The organism is Corallococcus sp. CA047B (assembly GCF_003612065.1).
Classification (GTDB): domain Bacteria; phylum Myxococcota; class Myxococcia; order Myxococcales; family Myxococcaceae; genus Corallococcus; species Corallococcus praedator.
In genome coordinates this window covers 1-17,908 of the sequence record NZ_RAWD01000089.1, presented here as the reverse complement: position 1 = coordinate 17,908, position 17,908 = coordinate 1, and the positions used below count along the sequence as shown (strand labels likewise).

General features: G+C 71.0%; 10 protein-coding genes. 9 read left to right on the top strand and 1 reads right to left on the bottom strand.

Features of this window, described 5'->3' with window-relative positions; genetic code table 11:
- Positions 1-6 precede the first annotated feature (6 nt).
- The 9 genes from mxcL (at position 7) to D7X74_RS16220 (ending at position 15,784) form a co-directional block, all read left to right on the top strand.
- Positions 7-1,290: a myxochelin B biosynthesis transaminase MxcL gene (mxcL, locus tag D7X74_RS16260; protein WP_120533881.1), complete on the top strand. Its 1,284-nt coding sequence runs from the start codon at positions 7-9 to the stop codon at positions 1,288-1,290.
- Positions 1,291-1,383: 93 nt separating this feature from the next.
- Positions 1,384-2,226 (top strand): 2,3-dihydro-2,3-dihydroxybenzoate dehydrogenase, encoded by an 843-nt coding sequence (locus D7X74_RS16255; protein WP_304984920.1) that lies wholly within the window; start codon positions 1,384-1,386, stop codon positions 2,224-2,226.
- A gap of 164 nt (positions 2,227-2,390) precedes the next feature.
- Positions 2,391-3,620, top strand: a complete 1,230-nt coding sequence (dhbC, locus tag D7X74_RS16250) for an isochorismate synthase DhbC (RefSeq protein ID WP_233602121.1) — start codon at positions 2,391-2,393, stop codon at positions 3,618-3,620.
- Positions 3,617-5,251, top strand: a complete 1,635-nt coding sequence (locus tag D7X74_RS16245; RefSeq protein ID WP_120533880.1) for a (2,3-dihydroxybenzoyl)adenylate synthase — start codon at positions 3,617-3,619, stop codon at positions 5,249-5,251. The genes dhbC and D7X74_RS16245 overlap by 4 nt, the downstream gene beginning before the upstream one ends.
- A 23-nt stretch (positions 5,252-5,274) precedes the next feature.
- Entirely contained in the window at positions 5,275-6,186 is a 912-nt protein-coding gene (locus D7X74_RS16240) for an isochorismatase family protein (RefSeq protein WP_120533890.1), read from the top strand.
- A 37-nt stretch (positions 6,187-6,223) separates the two neighbouring features.
- Positions 6,224-10,564, top strand: coding sequence for a myxochelin non-ribosomal peptide synthetase MxcG (gene mxcG / locus D7X74_RS16235; protein ID WP_120533879.1), 4,341 nt, complete (start codon positions 6,224-6,226; stop codon positions 10,562-10,564).
- Positions 10,561-11,838 (top strand): 3-deoxy-7-phosphoheptulonate synthase class II, encoded by a 1,278-nt coding sequence (locus tag D7X74_RS16230; RefSeq protein WP_120533878.1) that lies wholly within the window; start codon positions 10,561-10,563, stop codon positions 11,836-11,838. The genes mxcG and D7X74_RS16230 overlap by 4 nt, the downstream gene beginning before the upstream one ends.
- A 118-nt stretch (positions 11,839-11,956) precedes the next feature.
- A complete protein-coding gene (gene mxcH, locus D7X74_RS16225) occupies positions 11,957-14,476 on the top strand; it encodes a TonB-dependent siderophore myxochelin receptor MxcH (protein ID WP_233602119.1) in 2,520 nt (839 codons plus the stop codon).
- Positions 14,477-14,530: 54 nt separating this feature from the next.
- A complete protein-coding gene (locus D7X74_RS16220) occupies positions 14,531-15,784 on the top strand; it encodes a hypothetical protein (RefSeq protein WP_120533876.1) in 1,254 nt (417 codons plus the stop codon).
- Positions 15,785-15,881: 97 nt separating this feature from the next.
- On the opposite strand, the gene D7X74_RS45030 is transcribed toward D7X74_RS16220, so the two are convergent.
- Positions 15,882-17,908 (bottom strand): PAS domain-containing sensor histidine kinase (locus D7X74_RS45030; RefSeq protein ID WP_147446581.1); only part of this gene is annotated, 2,027 nt, incomplete at its 5' end.

Sequence of the window (17,908 nt, the reverse complement as noted above, 5' to 3'; positions counted from 1 at the left end):
CCTTCCATGTCCCAGGCCACTCCCCGCCACCCGTCCCTGCCGCGCCCCATCGTGGGCGAGATCAAGCTGGAGCGCTCCAACCAGCTCCTCGCGGAGGCGCGCAAGCTGGTCCCCGGCGTTACCCAGACGATGATGAAGAAGCCGGACCACTTCGCCCCCGGCGCCTTCCCCGTGTTCCTCGCCAAGGGCCAGGGCGCGCTGGTGGAGGACGCGGACGGCCAGGAGTACATCGACTACATCCAGGCCCTGGGCGCCAACATGCTGGGCCACAACCACCCGGCCGTCGCGGAGACCATCCGCAAGCACCTGGCCGAGGGCATCATCCACTCGCTGCCCACGCCGGTGGAGGTCTCCTCCGTGCGCGCGCTGGTGGACGTCATCCCGGGCGCGGAGATGGCCCGCTTCTTCAAGACGGGCGCGGACGCCACCTCCGCCGCCGTGCGCCTTTCGCGCCACATCACCGGCCGCGAGTCCATCGTCACCGTGGGCTACAACGGCTGGCACGATCACTTCATGTACGACACGCCGGGCATCCCCGCCGCCGTCGCGAAGCTCACCACCCGCCTGCCGCTCTTCTCGCCCCCGGACGAGCCCGCGCTGCTCGCGCACATCGAGGCGCACGGCGCGCAGCTGGCCTGTGTCCTCTTGGCCATCCCCTACAACCGCACCGTCACCCGCGAGTTCCTCCAGGCCGTGAAGGACACCTGCGCGAAGCACGGCGTGCTCTTCGTCCTGGATGAGGTCGTCACCGGCTTCCGCCTGGCCCTGGGCGGCGCGCAGCAGTTCTTCGGCATCCAGGCGGACTTCGTCACGCTGTCCAAGGGCATCGCCGCGGGCATGCCCCTGTCCGCCATCGCCGGCCCGGAGAAGTACCTCTCCAAGCTGAGCGACCTGCAGGTGTCCACCACCTTCGGCGGTGAGATGCTGTCGCTGGCCGTGTGCGAGGCCGTGCTCAAGGAATACAAGAGCACGAACTACATCGAGCACATCGCCAGCATGGGCCGCCGCCTGCGCGACGGCGTCAACGCCCACGCGAAGGCCACGGGCTCCTCGCTGGAGGTCATCGGCTACGACGCCGTGCCCTTCTTCCGCTTCAGCAAGGAGATCCCCCACCACATCATGCAGATGATCCCCTTCCAGGCTGGCATGGCCCGCCGGGGCGTCATCCTGCGCCGCGACCTGAACTTCATCAGCGCCGTGCACACGGAGCAGCAGATCGACCACACCATCGCCGCCGCCGGCGAGGTGCTGCGTGAGCTCACCGCCGGCTCCGCCGCCAGCGCCGCCTGAAACAGTCGCGAAACAATCCGCACGCCCCCACCGCGGCGTTTCACGCGGTGGGTCAGTTTCAGGCTTGAGCCTTCTTGACAGGAATTCACGACCATGGCACTTCCGGATTCTGATTATGAGAACCGTTCTCATTCTCCAGTGGACGGACCGGGCGGGCGGATGATGGGTGCGACGACAGGACTCGCGGTGGTCACGGGCGCGGCCCAGGGCATTGGCGCTGCCGTCGCACGCAAGCTTGCGCGCACCATGCCCGTGGCCGTGTTCGACCAGAACTCCGCCGGGCTGGAGCTGCTGGTGGCGGAGTTGCGCCAGCAGGACCTGAAGGCCACCGCGTTCAAGGTGGACGTGCGGGACAAGGACGGCGTCGAGGACGCGGTCGCCCTCATCGAAGCGAAGCTGGGCCCCATCCAGGTGCTGGCCAACGTGGCGGGCATCCTGCGCATGGGCGCGGCGCTGGAGTTGAGCGACGCGGACTGGATGAGCACCTTCGCGGTCAACACCCACGGCGTGTTCCATGTCTCGCGCGCGGTGGCCAGACACATGGTGCCCCGTCGCTCCGGCGCCATCGTCACGGTGGGCTCCAACGCGGCGGGCGTGCCGCGCATGCAGATGGCGGCCTACGCGGCGTCCAAGGCCGCCTCCACCATGTTCACCAAGTGTCTGGGGTTGGAGCTGGCCGAGCACGGCATCCGCTGCAACGTCGTGTCCCCCGGCTCCACCGACACCGCCATGCAGCGGGCGCTCTGGTCGGATGACCGCGGGCCGGAGGCCGTCATCGCCGGCTCGCTGCAGTCCTTCCGCACCGGCATCCCCCTGCGCCGCATCGCCACGCCCGACGACATCGCCGACTCCGTGGTGTTCCTGGCGTCCGACCAGGCCCGCCACATCACGATGCACGATTTGTGTATCGACGGCGGCGCCACGCTGGGCGTCTGAAACACGCCCGCGAAGTCTCCGCCTCCTGAAGCACCCCCTTCCTCTCCAGGGTGGACCTCATTGTCCCCTCGCATCCCTCCGAGTTGAGAATGATTCCTGATACCAAAATCGTTACGGGGTCGAAGGACCCGCGCGGTGTGTCCCTGCCCGTGGACGGCATGGGGATGGCTCCGGCCCTGAAAGCGGAGTCGGAGCAGGAGTCGCTGGCGACGCGGCTGCTGCGCGACTACGACGCCGGCTCGTCGTTCTTCTTCGCGACCCCCAAGCGCACGATGCTGGCGCGCGGCGTGTTCGCCACGGTGCCGCACGCGGGCGGGACGAACTCACTGGAGGGCCTGCCCGCGCGGGTGGCGGCGGTGCTGGATGCCTCGCGCGAGGCGGCGCACGACATCCCGGTGGCGGTGGGCGCGGTGCCCTTCGACGGCCGGGTGGAAGCGCAGCTCGTGGTGCCCATGACGTTGCAGCGCGCGGGCCCGCTGGTGTTCGACGCGGCCTCCCCCGCGCAGCACCCCCTGGCGTCGCGCTACACGATGCGCCCCGTGCCGGAGCCGGCCGCGTACCTGGACGGCGTGGCGGCGGCGCTGAAGCTCATGCAGGAGGGGCCGCTGCGCAAGGTGGTGCTGTCGCGCTCGCTGCACCTGGACACGGCGACGCCCATCGACCTGCGCCAGCTCCTGCACAACCTGGCCCGGCGCAACCCGCATGGCTACACGTTCGCGGTGGACCTGCCGCCGCACGAGGACGCGGCGCCCGGCGCGGGCCGGCGGACGCTCATCGGCGCGAGCCCGGAGCTGCTGGTGTCGCGCTCCGGGTTGCAGGTCATCGCCAATCCGCTCGCGGGCTCCGCGGCGCGCAGCCCGGACCCGGTGGAGGACCAGGCGCGGGCGGCGCGGCTGATGACGTCCCCCAAGGATTTGCACGAGCACGCGGTCGTCATCGACGCGGTGGCCGAAGCGCTGCGTCCCTACTGCAAGTCGTTGGATGTGCCCAAGGGGCCGTCGCTCGTGAGCACGCAGACGATGTGGCACCTGTCCAGCCGCATCCAGGGCGAGCTGAAGGATCCGTCCATCACGTCGCTGACGCTGGCGCTGGCCATGCACCCCACGCCCGCGGTGTGCGGTCACCCGACGGAGCTGGCGCACGAGGCCATTGGCCACATCGAACCGTTCCAGCGCGGCTACTACACCGGCACGGTGGGCTGGTGCGACGCGAACGGCGACGGTCAGTGGGCCGTCACCATCCGCTGCGCGGAGGCGGACGCGAACTCGCTGCGGCTGTTCGCGGGCGCGGGCGTCGTCGTGGGCTCCACGCCGGAGGCGGAGCTGGCGGAGACCGAGGCGAAGTTCCGCACCATGCTCCAGGCCATGGGCCTGGGCGCCGGGGTGCAGCCGTGAGCGTGGTCCGCGAACACCTGGCGGGCTGCCCCACCTGGCCGAAGGACTTCGCCCAGCGCTACCGCGAGGCGGGGTACTGGCGCGGGGAGACCTTCGGACAGCTGCTGCGCGACCGGGCCCGGGACTTCGGGACGCACGTGGCGCTGGTGGCGGGCACGCACCGCTGGACGTACGCGGAGCTGGACGCGCGCGTGGACCGGATGGCCGCGGGCTTCCAGGCCCTGGGCATCCGCGCCCGCGACCGCGTGGTGGTGCAGCTTCCCAACGTCGCGGAGTTCTACGAGGTCATCTTCGCGCTCTTCCGCATGGGCGCGCTGCCGGTGTTCGCCCTGCCCGCGCACCGCGCGTCGGAGATCGGCTACTTCTGCGCCTTCACCGAGGCCGTGGCGTACGTCATCCCGGACCGCTTCGGCGCCTTCGACTACCGCACGCTCGCGGAGCAGGTGCGCGCCGCCACGCCCACGCTGAAGCACGTGCTGGTGCTGGGTGACGCGGGGCCGTTCACGGCGCTGTCCTCCGTGCCCACCGATCCCGTGACGCTGGAGGGCCCCGCTCCTTCGGACGTGGCGTTCTTCCAGTTGTCGGGCGGCAGCACGGGCGTGCCCAAGCTGATTCCGCGCACGCACGACGACTACATCTACAGCCTGCGGGCCAGCGTGGACGTGTGCCGGTTCGACCGCGACACGGTGTACCTGTGCGCGCTGCCGGCGGCGCACAACTTCCCCATGAGCTCCCCCGGCGTGCTGGGGACCTTCTACGCCGGCGGCACGGCGGTGATGGCGCTGCACCCCAGCCCCGACGCGGCCTTCCCGCTCATCGAGCGTGAGCGCGTCACCGTCACGGCCCTGGTGCCCCCGCTGACGATGGTGTGGCTGGACTCGCCGCTGGCGAAGAAGCACGACCTGTCCAGCCTGAAGGTGCTCCAGGTGGGCGGGGCCCGGCTGAGCGACGAGGCCGCCGCGCGCGTGCGCCCCACGCTGGGCTGCGCGCTCCAGCAGGTCTTCGGCATGGCCGAGGGCCTGGTCAACTACACCCGCCTGGACGACCCCGAGCAGCTCATCGTCACCACGCAGGGCCGCCCCATGTCGGACGCGGACGAGCTGCGCGTGGTGGACGACGACGACGTGCCGGTGGCGCCCGGACAGACGGGGCACCTGCTCACGCGCGGGCCGTACACCATCCGCGGCTATTACAACGCGGAGGCGCACAACGCGCGGTCCTTCACCACGGACGGCTTCTACCGCACCGGCGACCTGGTGCGCCTGACGCCCGAGGGCTGCCTCGTGGTGGAGGGGCGCGCGAAGGATCAGATCAACCGGGGCGGCGACAAGGTCGCGGCCGAGGAGGTGGAGAACCACCTGCTCGCGCACCCGTCCGTGAGCGACGCGGCGGTGGTGGCCATCCCCGACAAGTTCCTGGGCGAGCGCACCTGCGCCGTCGTCATCCCGCGCGGCGAAGCGCCGGCCGCGTCCGTGCTCAACGCGTTCCTGCGTCAGCGGGGACTCGCCGCCTTCAAGATTCCGGACCGCATCGAGTTCGTCGCGGCCTTCCCCCAGACGGGGGTGGGCAAGGTCAGCAAGAAGGCGCTGCGCGACAGCCTCCGCCAGTCCCTCAACCCCTCTTCTGTTTGAACCTGCTGAACCTGGAGCCCTCCATGGCCCTGCCTGCCATTGCCCCCTATTCCATGCCCGGCGCGGCGGATCTGCCCCGGAACAAGATCGCCTGGACGCCGGAGCCCAAGCGCGCCGTCCTGCTCATCCACGACATGCAGCGCTACTTCGTGGACGCCTTCACGCAGGGCCAGTCCCCGGTGACGGAGCTGGTCGCCAACATCCAGCGCCTGCGCGCGCACTGCACGGCGCTGGGCATCCCCGTCGTGTACTCCGCCCAGCCTCCGGACCAGACGCCCGAACAGCGCGGCCTCCAACTGGACTTCTGGGGCAAGGGCCTGCGGGGCGGCCCGGAGCAGAAGCAGAAGATCATCGACGCGCTGGCCCCGGCGGAGGGCGACATCCTCCTGACCAAGTGGCGCTACAGCGCGTTCCGCAACACCCGGCTGATGGAGGTCATGCGCGATCAGGGCCGCGATCAGCTCATCATCTGCGGCATCTACGCGCACATCGGCTGCCTCCAGACGGCCAGCGACGGCTCCATGAGCGAGGTGCGTCCCTTCCTCGTCGCGGACGCGGTGGCGGACTTCTCGCGGGAGAAGCACCAGCTGGCGCTCGACTACGCCTCGCAGCTGGTCGCGTTCGTCACCTCCACGCAGCAGCTCATGGACGCCATGCCGTTGACAGCGCCCGCTCCGGCGGTGGACCGGGAGCAGCTGCGCTCGGACGTGGCGGAGCTGCTGATGGAGCCCGTGACGGCGATTGGCGAGGACGAGAACCTGCTGGAGCGCGGCATGGATTCCATCCGCCTGATGAGCCTGGTGGAGCGCTGGCGGCAGCACGGCACGGAAGTGTCCTTCGTGGAGCTGGCCGAGAAGCCGACGCTCTCCGACTGGTACGCGCTGTTCGCCTCGAAGCAGCCGGGCCCCGTGGCGCCCGGCGCGCGCCCCTCGTAACCCGCGGTCCCCCTTCCCCCTCGGAGCTCCCCCCGTCATGCACCCGACCCAGGACGAGAACCGCCCGCTCTCAGCGGCCCAGCACGGCATCTGGGTGGGGCAACAGCTCGACCTCCAGAGCCCGGTGTACAACGCCGGGGAGTGCATCGAGTTCAAGGGCGCGGTGGACCCGGTGCGCTTCGAGTCCGCCCTGCGCCGCACGGTGGCGGAGTCCGACGCGCTGCACTCGCGCTTCGTGACGGGTGAGCACGGGCCGGTGCAGCGCATCGGCGCGGGCACGGACTGGACGCTCCAGCACGTGGACCTGAGCGCGGAGGCGGACCCCTGGGCCGCCGCGCGCGAGTGGATGTGGAAGGACCTGGGCCGCACGGTGGACCTGGCAACCGGGCCGCTGTTCTCGCAGGCCCTGCTCACCGTGGGGCCGGAGCGCTCCTTCTGGTTCCAGCGCATCCACCACATCGCGATGGACGGCTACGGCTTCTCGCTGCTCGCGCGGCGGGTGGCGGAGCTCTACACGGCGGAGGTGAACGGCAAGCTGGCCCCCGTGGGCTTCAACCGGCTGGGCCCCGTGCTGGACGAGGACGTGGCGTACCGCAACGGCCCCCAGTGGCAGAAGGACCGCGACTTCTGGGTGGGCCGCTTCGAGGACGCGCCGGTGCCCGCGCTGCTGGCGGAGGCGGCGCCCATGTCGTCGCGCTTCCTGCGGCGTTCGGAGCACCTGTCCCCCGAGTTGATGGCGGCGTTGCAGGCCGGCGCGAAGCAGGCGGGCGTGAGCTGGTCCGACCTGGTGCTGGCGGTGACGGCCATCTACCTGCACCAGCGGACGGGCGCGCCGGAAGCGGTGCTGGGCCTGCCGGTGATGGGACGGCTGGGGTCGGCGGCGCTGAAGGTGCCGTGCATGGCCATGAACATCGTGCCGCTGCGCATCGCCGTGCGGCCCGACGCCGGGCTGTACGCGCTGGCCCGCGACGTGGCGGCGGAGATGAAGGCCGCACGTCCGCACCTGCGCTACCGCTACGAGCAGCTCCGCCGCGACCTGCGCCTCGTCGGTGGACAGCGCAAGCTGTTCGGCCCCGTCGTCAACATCATGCCGTTCGACTACGCCCTGGACTTCGCGGGCGTGCCGGGCACCGCGCACAACATCTCCGCCGGTCCCGTGGAGGACCTGTCCTTCGGCTTCCATGCGCGCTCGGGCGGCAAGGACCTGCGCGTCGATCTGGACGCGAACCCCTCCTGCTACACGGAGGCGTCCCTGGCCGAGCACCAACGCGGCTTCCTCCAGCTCCTGGAGTCCCTGCTCGCCACGCCGGAGCAGCCCGTGCGTCGGGGCCCCGCGAGCTGGGGCGCCACCGGGGTCGCCGGTCCGGACGCGTCGATCCTCGACGGCGGGCCGGTGCCTGGCGTGCGCCCGGTGCTGGAGCTGCTGAAGGCACAGGCCGAGGCCCGGCCGGATGCGATCGCTTTGGAGCACGGCCGCTGGCGGATGACGTACCGCGAGCTGCTGGCGGCGTCCCAGGCCCTGTCCCTGCGGTTGCTGGAAGCGGGCGTGACGCCGGACACGGCGGTGGCGGTGAAGGTGCCCCGGGGCACCGATGCCATCGTCGCCAGCCTGGGCATCCTGTTCGCGGGCGCGGGCTACCTGCCCATCGACCCGTCGGGGCCTGCCACCCGCAACGCGGCCATCCTGGAGGACGCGCGCCCGGCCGTGATGCTGGTGTCCGAGCGCCCGACGCCCGACGCGGATCCGACCGCGCCCGGCGTCCTGGTGGTGCAGAAGCTGGAAGCACACGCCGAGGTCGCTCCGGCATCCGATCCGGAAGCCCGCCTCGCCTACGTCATCTACACCTCCGGCTCCACCGGCCAGCCCAACGGCGTCCAGGTTCCCCGCAGTGCCCTGGCCCACTTCGTCGCGGGCGCGACGCAGCGCTACGCGGTGGGTCCCGACGACCGGGTGCTCCAGTTCGCCCCGCTCCACTTCGATGCCAGCGTGGAGGAGATCTTCGTCACGCTGTGCGCGGGCGCCCGGCTGGTGCTGCGCACCGATGAGATGCTCCAGTCCGTGCCCCGCCTGATGGACGCCTGCGCGGAGGCCGGCATCACGCTGCTCGACCTGCCCACGGCCTTCTGGCACGAGCTGGCCTACAGCCTGTCCACCGGCGCCGCCCGCCTGCCCGAAGCCCTGCGCACGGTCATCATCGGCGGTGAGGCGGCCCTGCCGGAGCGCATCGCCCGCTGGCGCGACGTCGCGGGCGACCGCGTGCGCCTGCTCAACACCTACGGCCCCACCGAGGCCACCGTGGTGGCCACCGTCGCCACCCTCGCCGGCCCCGACGCGCTCGCTTCCAGTGACGAAGTGCCCATCGGCCGTCCGCTGCCGGGCGTCGTCGCCGCCGTCATCACGCCGCAGGGCCGGCTGGCCGCTCCGGGCAAGGAAGGCGAGCTGTGCCTGATGGGCGGAGCGCTCGCCCGGGGCTACCTGGGTCGTCCGGAGCTGAACGCCGCGCGCTTCACCTCCCTGGCGCTGCTGGAGGGTCAGCCGCGCGCCTACCGCACCGGCGACAAGGTGCGCGTGCGCGACGACGGCCAGCTCGTCTTCGTGGGCCGCGTGGACGACGAGTTCAAGATCAGCGGTCACCGCATCGACCCCGGCGAAGTCGAAACCGTGTTGCTCAAGTATCCGGGTGTCCGCGAGGCCGCCGTCGTGGGACAGGTGTTGCCGGGCGGGTCGCGCCGGCTGTGCGCGCACCTGGTCGCTTCTCCTGAGCCCACGCCCGCGGAGCTGCGCAAGCACCTGCTGACGGCGCTGCCCGCGCCCATGGTGCCCGGCGCCTTCGCCTTCGCCCAGCGCCTGCCGCGCACCCGCAACGGGAAGATCGACCGCAACGCGCTGAAGAACGCACTGCCGCCGGATGAGGGCGCCGCGCTGCTCGCCACCGCGACGCCGCTGGAGCGCACCGTGCTGGAGGTCTGGGAGCAGGTGCTGGGCCGCGCCGCCTCGTCGCTCCAGGACGACTTCTTCGAGCTGGGCGGCCAATCCCTCCAGAGCATCCAGGTCGCCAACCGTCTGAGCATCGCCGTGGGCCGCGAGGTGCCGGTCGCCACCGTCTTCCGTCACCCCACCGTGTCGGGCCTCGCCCAGGCCCTGGAGCGCGGCAGCGCGGAGGGCTCCGAGCCCGGCGGCCTCACCGCCGCGATGCTCGCGGACGCCGAGCTGGGCCTGGACATCGTTCCCGCCACCACCGGCGAGGCCTGGGCGCGCGAGTCCACCCGCCTGGGCACCGGCTTCCGCCAGGTCCTGCTCACGGGCGCCACCGGCTTCGTCGGCGCGCACCTGCTCCACCAGCTCCTGCAACAGCCCGACGTCCGCGTCATCTGCCCCGTGCGCGCGAAGGATGAGGCGCAGGCGATGGAGCGGCTGAAGTCCGCGCTCGTCGGCCAGAAGCTTCCCACCGCGGGGCTGGAGGCGCGGGTGCTGGCGCTGCCGGCGGACCTGTCCCTGCCGATGCTGGGCCTGGACGCCACGCGCTTCCACGGCCTGGCCGCGGAGTGCGACGCGGTCATCCACAACGCCGCCGTGGTCAGCGTGGTGCGCGAGTACGGCAGCCTCCAGGGCGTCAACGTCCGGGGCACGCGCGAGCTGCTCAAGCTGGCCGCCGCCGTGCGACCCAAGCCCTTCCACTACGTGTCCACGCTGGCGGTGGCCCCGCAGACGAACCTGGCGCCGGACGTGCCGGAGGCCTTCGTCCCCGCGCACCCCGGCCTGCGCGACGGCTACCAGCAGAGTAAGTGGATCGCGGAGCGGCTGGTGCAGCAGGCGTCGGAGCGCGGCCTGCCCGCGACGGTGTACCGCCTGGGCCGCGTGGTGGGCGCGCCGGACACCGCGCTCGTCAACACGCAGGACCTGGTGTGGCGCATCGTGCTCGCGGGGCTCCCCGTGCGCGCCCTGCCCCTCTTGGACGTGGGCGAGGTGTGGACGCCGGTGGACTTCGTCGCCCGCGCCATCGTCCAGCTCGCGCGCCGCTCGCACCCGGGCGCCGTGTTCAACCTGACGCCCACCGCGGAGGTGCGCCTGTCCGAGCTGTTCGGCTGGGTGCGCGACTACGGCTATCCGCTGGACCTCTGTCATGTCCCCGAGTGGCGCGAGCGTGTCGCGCGCGGCTCCGGGGGCCACGACGCCACCCTGGCGTTCTTCGACCTGCGCAGCGGTGACTCCACGCCCGCCTTCGGCCTGGGTCCCATCCGCTGCGAGCAGTTGCTGGCCGCCCTGGAGGGCACGGACGTCGTGTGCCCTCCCACCGACCGGAATCTCCTCTACCGCTACCTCGACTCCTGCGTCGCGCAGGGAATCCTGCCTCCGAAAGAAACGGCGCTCCCGTGACGAACTCCTCCTGGTCTCCCTCCTCCTGGCGCGCGAAGCCAGTCCGCTACATCCCCGACGACTACCCCGACCTTCCCGCCCTCGCGCGCGTGGAAGCGGAGCTGGCGAAGCTGCCGCCCCTGGTCCCCGCGGAGGAGACGCGCCGGCTGCGCGACGCGCTGGGACAGGTCGCCGAAGGCAAGGCGTTCCTCCTTCAGGGCGGTGACTGCGCGGAGAGCTTCAAGGAGTTCGCCGCCCAGAACGTCCGGGACACCTTCCAGCTGCTGTTGCAGATGGCGGGCGTCCTCACCTTCGCGGGTGGCTGCCCGGTGGTGAAGGTGGGCCGCATCGCGGGCCAGTTCGCCAAGCCGCGCTCCAACGCCACGGAGACGATCAACGGCGTCACCCTGCCCAGCTACCGCGGCGACATCATCAACGGCATGGACTTCAACTCCCGCGAGCGCACGCCGGATCCGCAGCGCCTCTTGCGCGCGTACCACCAGTCCGCGGAGACGCTGCAACTGGTGCGTGCCTTCGCCCGCGAGGGCTACACCGACCTGACCCGCCTGCTGGGACACCGGCCGGAAGCCGAGGGCGCCGTGCGCCCGGTGGACTTCTTCACCAGCCACGAAGCCCTGCTCCTCAACGTCGAACAGGCGATGACCCGCGTCGATGAGGCCACGGGCGGCTGGTACGACACGTCCGCGCACATGCTCTGGATTGGCGAGCGCACCCGCCAGTTGGACGGCGGCCACGTGGAGTTCATGCGCGGCATCCAGAACCCCATCGGCCTCAAGTGCGGCCCCACGATGGAGCCGGACGACCTCTTGCGCCTCATCGACACGCTCAACCCCCAGGGCATCCCGGGCAAGCTCACGCTCATCGGGCGCTTCGGTTCGGATCAGGTCGCCATCGCCCTGCCCCACCTGATGGCCGCCACCCGCCGCCATGGCGGCCCCGTGGTGTGGTCCATCGACCCGATGCACGGCAACACGCACAAGGCCAGCAACGGCTACAAGACGCGCTCGCTGGAGCGCATCCTCGCGGAGGTCATGGCCTTCCTCCAGGTCGCCGCCGCCGAGGGCGTCCACCCCGGTGGCCTCCACCTGGAGATGACCGGCCAGGACGTCACCGAGTGCCTGGGCGGTCCGCTGGACGTCTCCGAGGACGACCTCTCCAGCCGCTACCACACGCACTGCGATCCGCGCCTCAACGCGGATCAGGCCCTCCAGCTCGCCTTCCGCGTCGCCGACGGCCTCCACACCGTGCGCGCCCCCCAGGCCCGCGCGGCCTGACGCGGCGCGCGGCCTTGACAGTCCCGAACCGAAGCGGCTAAACGTCGCGCCGCTGATAATGAGAACCATTTTCATAATCACGAATGAGTGGCGGCGGTTCGGGGCGGGCGCCGCGCTGTTGACGAGCCTGTGTCTGGGCGATCCAGCGCACGCGGGCGCGATGCAGACAGGCGGGGCCGCGCAGGGGCCGGAGGCCACGCCCTCCGCTTCGGCGGCACCGGTCGCCGCTCCGGCGGCACCGGTCATCGAAGCGCCGAAGCTCCTCCAGAAGACCGAGGCTTCCTACCCCGCCGAGGCCCTGGCGGCGCGCCTGGAAGCGAACGTGCGCCTGCAACTGAAGGTGGACGCGGAAGGAAAGGTCACCGAGGCGGAGGTGATGGAGCCCGTAGGCCACGGGTTCGACGAGGCCGCGCGCACCGCCGCGCTCCAGTTCCGCTTCGAGCCCGGCAAGCGCGACGGCGTCGCGAAGCGCTTCCGCATCGTCTACACCTACGCCTTCCGGCTCCCGGTGGACGCCGCCCCTCCGGGCCCCGTGGCCGAAGCCGGCACGCCCCCGGACGCGGCGTTGCCGCCCGAGGTGGTCTCCAGCACGGATGAGAACACCATCGATGTGACCGTCGTCGGCGAGTCCGCCGCCGAGCGCCACCGCCAGTCGGCGGAAGCGGTGCAGGTCATCGAGATGGAGCAGATCGGCTACGAGACCGCGGACCTGGGCAAGGCCCTGGCGCGGACCGAAGGCGTGGACGTGCGCCGGGCCGGAGGCCTGGGAAGCAACACGCGCGTCTCGCTGGCGGGCCTGTCGGATGATCAGGTGCGCTTCTTCGTCGACGGCATCCCGCTGGAGTTCGCGGGCTACGGGCCGGGGCTCGCCAACGTGCCGGTGAACCTGGTGCAGCAGATGGAGGTCTACCAGGGCGTCGTGCCCATCCGCTTCAGCGCGGACGTGCTGGGCGGCGCCGTGCAGCTCATCACCGACCAGGACGTCCACGGCTCCGGCGTGGCGGCCTCCTACGAGCTGGGCTCCTTCGACACGCACCGCATCACCGCGAGCGGCCACCACCTGCAGGAGTCCACCGGCCTGCTGGTGCGCGCGCACGGCTTCTACGACAACGCCCGCAACGACTACCTGGTGGACGTGCAGGTCCCGAACGACGCGGGCAAGCTTGCGCCCGCGCGACTGCCGCGCTTCCACGACGGCTATCAGGCCGGCGGCGCGAGCCTGGAGGTGGGCTTCGTGGACCGCCCGTGGGCCCAGCGCCTGCTGGTGCGCGCCTTCATCAACGCGACCGACCGGGACATCCAGCACAACCCGTCCATGACGCAGGTCTTCGGCGACGTGACGGGCACGGACGGCTCCGCGGGCACCACGCTGCGCTACGCGCAGACCTTCGGCCAGGGCCTCACCGTGGACACCGTGGGCGGCTATACGTTCCGGCGCAGCCGCTTCCTGGACGTGAGCAAGTGCCGCTACGACTGGTACGGCCGCTGCTTCGTGACCCTGGAGACCGGGGGCGAGATGGACGCCGGGGCGGTGGAGCGCTACGTCAACCAGCACGCCGTCTTCGCGCGCTTCAACGCGAGCTGGCAGCCGGGCGCGCCGCACACCCTGCGGCTCGCGGTGGCGCCCACGTTCGTCGTGCGCACGGGCGAGGACCGCCAGCTCCAGCTCCTCCAGCAGGCGGATCCGCTCTCCGCGGATCGCGACGTGGGCTCGCTGGTGACGGGCCTGGAGTACCAGTACGAAGCGCTCGAGGGCCGGCTGCAGAACGTCGCCTTCGCCAAGGACTACCTCCAGTCCACGGGCGCGCAGAAGCTGCTCGCGAGCAACGAGTTCCTGGACCTGACCCGGACCACGCACGAGCTGGGCGTGGGGGACAACTTCCGCCTGCGCCTGACGCCCACCCTCACCGCGAAGGCATCCTACGAGTGGGCCACGCGCCTGCCCCGCCCGGACGAGCTCTTCGGCGACGGCCTGCTCATCGAGGACAACCTGGAGCTGGTCCCCGAAACCAGCCACAACTTCAACCTGGGGCTGGGCGTCTCCCTGCTGCCCGGCCGCCACGGCTCCTTCCGCGCCAACGTGGGCGGCTTCGCGCGCCTTTCGGATCAGCTGATCACGCTCATCCCGCAGGGGAGCTTCTCCCGCTACCAGAACGTCTACGCCGCGCGCTCGCTGGGGGTCGTCGGCGCCGCCGGCTGGACGTCCCCCGGACAGCTCCTGTCGCTGGACGGCAACGCCACCTGGCAGGACGTGCGCAACGTGTCCGGCGAGGGCAACTTCGGCTCCTTCAAGGGCCAGCGCATTCCCAACCAACCCTCCCTGATGGCCAACGGCAGCGCGCAGGTGAAGCTCTCGGATCTGCTGCGCTCCCAGGACGAGCTGCTCATCACCCTGCGCTCGCGCTACGTGCACGAGTTCTTCCTCGCCTGGGAGGGCGCGGGCGCCGCGGCGACCAAGCTGACCATCGACACGCAGCTCACGCACTCGGTGGCGCTGACCTACGTGATGCGCGACACCCCCACGAAGCTGAGCTGGACACTGGACCTGCAGAACCTCACCAACGCCCGCACCTTCGACTTCTACGGCGTCCAGCGCCCCGGACGCAGCCTCGCCGCCAAGTTCACGCTGGAGCGCTGAAACGCGCCTCCCGCATCCGCACGCAGCACCCACACCCCATCGAAAGGGAAGTCCTTGAAGCCCTCACCCTTCTTCCGCACCTCGGGCCGCGTCCTCGCGGCGCTCGCCTTCAGCTTCGTCGCGGCCTGCGACAACACGGATCCGGACAACGGCAACCCGGACGCGGGCACCGGCACCAACACGTCGCCGCTGTACGCGTTCGTGGCGCAGGTGAGCGCGGACTCCGCGTCCACCAGCTACATCATCCTCACGGACAAGGTGGACCACACCGAGCCCCTGTCGCTCGCGAACGCCACGGAGATCAACGGCCGCGCGCTGGGCTCCGGCATCGAGAAGACGGGCGCCATCTTCGTCTCCAGCAGCGGCTCCGCCGTCGTCACCCGCTACAACGTGACGGCCGACAACAAGCTGGAGAAGGCCGGCGAGGTGAGCTTCGCGGGCAAGGGCCTGACGACGATTGGCGAGTACCAGAACCAGTTCCAGTTCGCGTCGGACACGAAGGCCTACTACTTCGACGGCCGCACCGCGCAGATCGTCATCTGGAACCCGAAGGAGATGACGCTGACGAACACCCTCTCCCTGCCGGGCATCACCATCGACGGGACGGTCCTGTCGTTCGCGTCCAACCCCATCCGCGTGGGCACCAAGGTGCTGATGCCGCTGGCCTGGCGTCCGTCCGCGGGCATCGGCATCACCAAGAAGGCGGGCATCGTCATCCTGGACACGGCGACGGACACCGCGCAGGTCGTCACCGACGACCGCTGCGGCTACGTGCGTGACGGCGTGGTGGGCGCGGATGGCCAGGTGTACCTGGCGACGGAGGCGTACGGCGCCGCGGTGAAGCGCACCGCGCAGGCGAACCCGGACGTGCCCGCGCCCTGCCTGCTGAAGTTCGATCCGCAGACGGCCACCTTCGACCCGGCCTTCTACAAGGAGCTGGGCACGCTGACCAACGGCGGCGCCACGGGTTCGCTGCTCCAGGGCCCCGCGGGCTCCGGCTTCCTGCGCGTGCTGGACGAGTCGACCTACACGGTGGTGGACGGCACGCACCCGCGCGTCATCGCGAGCGCCGTGGCGTGGAAGTGGTGGAAGCTGGACCTGAAGGCGGACATGACCGCGGCCACGCTGGTGGACACCCTGCCGGCCAGCACGGGCAGCTCCTTCCTCTTCCACGCGGGTGACCGCACGCTGTTCACCGAGTTCACCAACAGCAGCGGCACGACGAACTTCCGCGAGCTGACCGACCTGAGCGGCAAGCTGGTCGCGACGCACGACGGCCTGTCGTTCTCGTTCCTGCAGCTGCGCTAGTCGTCCCTGGCGGCAACCCAAGGGCCCTCGTGGCTCCGGACGCGGGAAGGCAGGACGCCTTCTTTCCGCTTCCGGCACCCCGGGGGCCCTTTCCCTTTCAATGGGGAGCACCGGCCTGCGCCTCCGCGGGCACCTGGGACGGGAGCGTGAAGGAGAACGTGCTCCCCGCCCCCGGAAGGCTCTGCACGCTCAGCTCTCCTCCGTGGGCCTCGACGAGCCCCTTCACGATGGCGAGCCCCAGCCCCGCCCCCTCCTTGCGCCTCGCGTGGGCCTGCCAGAAGGGTTTGAAGAGGTGCGGGAGGTCCTCCGGTGGAATCCCGGACCCCGTGTCGCGCACCGAGAAGCGCACCTGGTCTCCTTCGGCCTCGACGCACAGGGTGATGCTCCCGCCTTCAGGCGTGAACTTGAGGGCATTGCCAATGAGGTTGGAGAAGATCTGCAGCGTCCGTTCCCGGTCGGCCAGGACCCTGGGCAGCCCCTCCGGGATGAGGGCCACGAGGTGGAGTGAACGCGCCTCCGCGAGCGCCCGGTGCAGCTCCACGGCCTCGCGGACCAGGGGCGCCACCTCCAGCGCTTCACGCTCCACCGACAGGCCGCCGCCCTCCATGCGGGCCACGTCCAGCAGGTCCTGGATGAGCCGGTTCGCGCGCTGGAGCGACTTCTCCAGGGAGTCCAGGGGCCGCTGGAGGGCGCGCCCCTCTGGCAGCCCCTTGCGGAGCACCCCGGCGCTCAGGGCGATGACGTTGAGGGGCGCGCGCAGGTCGTGGGCGACGATGCGCAGCACCTGATCGCGGACCCGGGTCGCCTGTTGCGACTTCTCCAGGAGGAGGTGCCAGGACTGCTCCATCCGCTTGCGCTCCGTGATGTCCTGGATCTGCGAGACGAAGTGCAGGGGCTCCCCGTGGGCATCGCGGACCATCGAAGCCGTCATCTGGACGGTCACGATGCGGCCGTCCCGATGGAAGTAGCGCTTCTCCATCTGGTACGAGTCGATGTCGCCCTGGAGCAGCCGGCGCACGTTCAGCAGGTCCAGCTCCAGATCCTCCGGGACGGTGATGTCCTGGAACGTCCTCGCCAACAGCTCCGCCTGCGAATAGCCGACCATGTGGCGCAGTGAGGCGTTCACGTTGAGGAACCGGCCACTCAGGTCGACCAGGGCCATCCCGATGGGCGCGTCCTCGAAGGAGGTCCGGAAGCGCTCCTCGCTGTTGCGCAGCACCTCCTCCGCCTGCTTGCGCGTGGTGATGTCGCGAAGGATGACGGTGAGGGTCCGGGCCCCTTCCACCTCCAACTTCGAGATGCTGGCCTCCGCGGGGAAGGTCTCTCCCCCCTTGCGCCGGCCGGAGATGGGCTGCCGCACCCCCATGTGCCTGGACGTCATGGAGCCCCCGGCGAAGTGTTGGACGTGCCGCGCGTGGACGGCCTGGAGGCTCTCGGGCAGCAGCACCTCCAGGGACCGGCCCACGACCTCGCTCGCGGCGTAGCCGAAGATGCGCTCAGCGCCCGCGTTGAAGAGGATGATGCGCTGGGCATCATCGATGGAGATGATGGCGTCCGCCGCGTTGGAGACGATGCCGGCGAAGCGCGCCTCCGACAGCCGCAGGGACTGCTCCACCAGCCGGTTTCGCGCGTCCAGCCGGGAGACGATCCTCGCGTTCCAGAAGGTCACGGCGAGGAAGGCGACCATCGTCAGGCCCGCGAAGAGCGTGACGCCAAAGGCGGGCCCGAAGTACGCCAGCCGCTCCCCCAAGAGCCGGACCCCGCCCACGACCAGGGGCGCGAGGATGGCCGTCGGAAGGATCCGCCGCGCCAGCAGGCCGCCCAGGTCCTTCTTCAGGAGCACGCCCATCAGCCCCCGCTCCGGGTGGACGGAGAGGATGGCGAGCGACAGCAGCAACAGGACCAGCGCCGTGTGCAGCCCCATGGGGGTGAAGGACGACGGGGAGCGGACGGGCGGCTGCGGCCCCGCCTCGCGGAACAGGAAGCCCAGGAGGACCCACGTGGCCATCAGCGCACAGGCCAGGGCCAGCCACCGGGCGGGGCGCCCCCCCTGGCGCGTGCGCACGTGCAGCACCAGGAGCGCCAGTCCCGTGAGACAGAGCCCCACCCCGCTGCCCGGCGTGT

Bases quoted from the DNA above. Each gene is read 5' to 3' on its own strand.
- mxcL (WP_120533881.1), top strand. From the start codon at position 7: ATGTCCCAGGCCACTCCCCGCCACCCGTCCCTGCCGCGCCCCATCGTG.
- D7X74_RS16255 (WP_304984920.1), top strand. From the start codon at position 1,384: ATGGCACTTCCGGATTCTGATTATGAGAACCGTTCTCATTCTCCAGTG.
- dhbC (WP_233602121.1), top strand. From the start codon at position 2,391: ATGGCTCCGGCCCTGAAAGCGGAGTCGGAGCAGGAGTCGCTGGCGACG.
- D7X74_RS16240 (WP_120533890.1), top strand. From the start codon at position 5,275: ATGGCCCTGCCTGCCATTGCCCCCTATTCCATGCCCGGCGCGGCGGAT.
- mxcG (WP_120533879.1), top strand. From the start codon at position 6,224: ATGCACCCGACCCAGGACGAGAACCGCCCGCTCTCAGCGGCCCAGCAC.